Genomic DNA, 3,571 nt, shown 5'->3' on the forward strand with positions numbered 1-3,571 from the left:
GCCATGAGACCCATCTACTATTACTCTCAAGGTGAATTACAGAAGATCAGAGGAGACCGTGTCGCAGTCGGGGGTGTAGAGACCAAGGATCACCCCTTCAGTAGCCATACTATACAACTTGAGAAAGGAGATACATTCTACATATTCTCTGATGGATATCCCGATCAGTTCGGGGGCACCGAGCCCAATGGCAAGAAGTATAAGATGTCTCGCTTTACCAAGCAATTGAACGAGTTCCAACAGAATACCATGAGCGAGCAGCTGAGCATGCTGCGCTTGAACATGATGACCTGGCAGGGCAATCACCCGCAGGTAGATGATATCTTGATCATAGGTGTGCGGGCCTGAGCCCGATCACACTCCGAAAATGTCGATATGACCCGTTTGAGCGGGGTTGATGAGCATGACGGCTATTTGTGCCTCATTGGTCACCACTTTCTGTGTATAACCACCACCCAGTAGTCCTGCCAGACTATTCTCTTTGAGATTCATGATGCTGATGAGGTCGATATCATGCACCACACTATAACTGATGATAGCATCATCGAAATCCTTGTCCTTATCAGCCACCACCACCTTGTGTTCGATTCCCGCTTCCTTCATCTTCTGTGAGGCAAAGGCCAGATTCCGTTTCAGCGTATTCTGCAGGAATTCATCGGTCTCATGCGGTGATATCAAATGGACACGGGCATTGAAGTACTTGGCCATGTTGACCACCAGGCTGAGTTTCTGCTTGGTCTCTTTGTGCAGGTCCAAGGGCACTACGATATCGTCATAGCCATTCTCCTTGATCCCCTTTTCCTGGACGATGATGAAAGGCGTGCGTGAAGAAGACACGATGCGCAGCGCATTGCTTCCGACCAGGAATTGAAATCCCCGCATGCCATGGGTCCCCATGACTATCAGCACGACCTCTAGCTCAGCCGCGACATCACTTATATCATCAAAGATGCTTCCTACTCTGACAGTGCTAAGGAATTTGACCCCCTCATACCGTGAGGACATATGCTCTTTGAAGGCCTGCATTCGCGTCTTGGCATCACTCAGATGTTCAGCGCGAGAGACGAGGTGTAGCAGATAGACCTCTGCACCTATGTGAAGGGCAAGGTTCTGAGCGTGGTCCACGGCATTCTCTGAAACCTTGGTATAATCGATGGGAACAAGTATTTTTCTTTCCATGAGGCTCTCGTTCTAAAGGGCGACAAAGATAGAACACCGTGACGTGGAGTAAAGCACTATGCCATCTTCAGAAAAGACAACTCTTTTCTGCTCAATTCCCTGCTTTTACCCCTCGGAAGGTTCTTCTTGGTCAGCCCATATATCATGACCCGGTCGAGCTTCAGGATGTTGCAGTGTAGATCGCTCAATAGCTCTCGTACCTCCCCGCCTTGCTGCATCCCACAACTCAGGCCCAATTGTCGTCCATTCGACCCCTCGATCAAAACTGCGGTCTGGACCCCCTTTTGTGCAGCAATCAGGGAGACAGAATCTGCCGTGACCGGTTCATCAAAGAAGATATGATAGAGAAAGGAAGAGGCTTTGGTCGATCGTAAAAGTCCCTGTATCAGATCGGAGTCATTGCTCATGAGTTCTAAGCCACAATCCTCCTCACTCAGGGACAATGGAAGATCCTCCCAATTGGCCCGATCATGAGGCAGGTGATGAGCTAAGAGGGTAGTATCAGGAAGGAAGCCGACAGGTCGGTTGAAAAGGATGTAGAACAGGGCCCCGCCCTCCACAGGTTCTCCATCCAACAGTACACGGTCCGTTTCAGGATCGACCTGGGTGCCTAGGTCTTTTACCATAGTACCATTGACCAGGACCCGGCCCTCGCGTATCAGCGTATCGGCCTCTCTACGGGTAAATGAGGTGCTTTGAGCGATATATCGGTTCAGGCGCATGTATTCCTACGGTATCAGAGGGTGGGATAGAATGCATCTTGTATGTGCTCCACACGTTGGCCTTTACGATTGATGATCACACCTACAATATCGAACCGGATCTCATCGAACTCCACATCTTGCTTCACATAGGCATCTGCAGCACGTATGATGTGCTTTTGTTTGTTCCGACCGACCGCTTCTATCGGGTCACCCAGATAATCAGAAGTGCGGCTCTTGACCTCGACAAATACCAGCACCCCCTCTTTTCGGCAGATGATATCCACCTCAGCACGCTGGTACCGCCAGTTTTTTTCCAAGATTGTGTAACCCTCCCTCTCTAAGAACGTAGAAGCAAGTAGCTCGCCTTGTATACCGATATGCAAATGATCGGACAACTAGGATTAGATGGATTAATTGAAACCGTAAAATTATGAAAGCAATAACAACTCTTAGCTTGATCATCGGACTTCTTTGCAGCATGAATGTGACTGCCCAGAGATTCGAAGGATCGATCGGTTTCACCAAGAACATCGGTCCCGTGACTGCCAAATACGTCTATATGGTCAAAGACCACATGATACGAGTGGAGGAGCTTGACGAATTGGGAGACATTCAGGGAATAATGTTGGTGAATACCGAAAATAACACCGTAGTGGCACTAAGCCCCGAACGGAAAATGTACATAGATGTACCTAACAGAAGGAAGTCGAACGAAAGTGAGACTAACGTCAAAGCCACTGGGAAGACCCAGATGATAAATGGCTATGAATGTGAGGAATGGTCTGTAAGCTCGGATTCGGATGGCCGTAAGGTCTCTTACTGGGTGGCGAAGGATGATTTCGACTTCTTTGTTCCTATGTTGAAGACCCTCAACAGAAAGGACAAGATGGCCCTCTATTACATGAATCTACCCAATGCCACAGGAACCTTCCCAATGAAGGGGACAGAAGTCAAAAGTGACGGTATGGAACTGACAAGACTCCAGGTCGACAAGGTCGAGAAAGGAGCACTGTCTGCCGAGCTTTTCAAAATTCCTGAAGGCTACACGAAATTCGAAAGAGAGACCAGCGATTAAGCGGTCTGACTCGATAGGAGAAAGGAGTGAGAACCCCAGCGGAAGCTGGGGTTTTTTAATTCAAACATGCCGTAATTCAGTCCCGTTTGCTCCTACGGTCATTTCCACAGGAGCACCAAGCAATAATGGATGATTTCGGACACCATGGCCGCAGGGAAGGCCAAATCCCACAGGGATAGCAGAGGCCTTCAATCGCTCTGCAATGATCTCTTCTGCGCTGAGACCATAGGGATTGTCTGAAGAGAAGCCATAGGCCTTGGTATTGTCACGCATATCTGTCATGTCACCCACACACAGTCCAGCGATCGAAGAAAGTACACCAGCACGGTCCAAGTGAAGTAACATACGGTCGAGGTGATAGAGCATTTCATCCACCTCTTCGATAATTAGGATATCACCGGACTGGACGGGAAAATCGGAAGTGCCGATCAAAGTCTGCAGTATGGTGAGGTTGCCACCGATCAGCCTCCCCTTGGCGCTTCCGGCCCGATTCAGCGGATGCGGGGCACATTCCAACCCCTTCCATATACCACCCTGTAGGATCGAGGCACAAGCATCCACATCCTCCACAGGGACCAAGGGCACCGTGCTGAGCACTGGAGCATGTATGGAC

General features: G+C 49.4%; 6 protein-coding genes. 2 read left to right on the forward strand and 4 right to left on the reverse strand.

The window, feature by feature from the left end:
- The coding region (locus HKN79_12400) for a SpoIIE family protein phosphatase (protein NNC84368.1) at positions 1-348 on the forward strand (348 nt) is incomplete at its 5' end.
- A 6-nt stretch (positions 349-354) separates the two neighbouring features.
- Here the strand turns inward: HKN79_12400 and HKN79_12405 are convergent.
- Genes HKN79_12405 through HKN79_12415 form a run of 3 tightly spaced genes read right to left on the reverse strand, consistent with a single transcriptional unit; the run spans position 355 to position 2,266 of the window.
- The gene (locus HKN79_12405) at positions 355-1,179 is read right to left on the reverse strand and encodes a universal stress protein (protein ID NNC84369.1); all 825 of its coding nucleotides are present in this window, start codon (positions 1,177-1,179) and stop codon (positions 355-357) included.
- 56 nt (positions 1,180-1,235) lie between these two features.
- Positions 1,236-1,901, reverse strand: a complete 666-nt coding sequence (locus HKN79_12410; GenBank protein ID NNC84370.1) for a hypothetical protein — start codon at positions 1,899-1,901, stop codon at positions 1,236-1,238.
- A gap of 14 nt (positions 1,902-1,915) precedes the next feature.
- Positions 1,916-2,266 carry a YraN family protein gene (locus tag HKN79_12415; protein NNC84371.1) on the reverse strand — a complete coding sequence of 117 codons (351 nt, stop codon included), beginning with the start codon at positions 2,264-2,266 and terminating at the stop codon, positions 1,916-1,918.
- A 47-nt stretch (positions 2,267-2,313) separates the two neighbouring features.
- Here HKN79_12415 and HKN79_12420 point away from each other — a divergent pair, with 47 nt between their 5' ends.
- Positions 2,314-2,958 carry a DUF4412 domain-containing protein gene (locus HKN79_12420; GenBank protein NNC84372.1) on the forward strand — a complete coding sequence of 215 codons (645 nt, stop codon included), beginning with the start codon at positions 2,314-2,316 and terminating at the stop codon, positions 2,956-2,958.
- A gap of 60 nt (positions 2,959-3,018) precedes the next feature.
- Here HKN79_12420 and HKN79_12425 read toward each other — a convergent pair.
- Positions 3,019-3,571: hypothetical protein (locus tag HKN79_12425; protein ID NNC84373.1), on the reverse strand; the 553-nt coding region annotated here is incomplete at its 5' end.

The organism is Flavobacteriales bacterium (assembly GCA_013001705.1).
Taxonomy (GTDB): domain Bacteria; phylum Bacteroidota; class Bacteroidia; order Flavobacteriales_D; family JABDKJ01; genus JABDLZ01.

What these genes read in the sequence shown, in the direction of transcription:
- HKN79_12405 (NNC84369.1), bottom strand. Translation starts at nt 1,179, where the DNA reads ATGGAAAGAAAAATACTTGTTCCCATCGATTATACCAAGGTTTCAGAG.
- HKN79_12410 (NNC84370.1), bottom strand. Translation starts at nt 1,901, where the DNA reads ATGCGCCTGAACCGATATATCGCTCAAAGCACCTCATTTACCCGTAGA.
- HKN79_12420 (NNC84372.1), top strand. Translation starts at nt 2,314, where the DNA reads ATGAAAGCAATAACAACTCTTAGCTTGATCATCGGACTTCTTTGCAGC.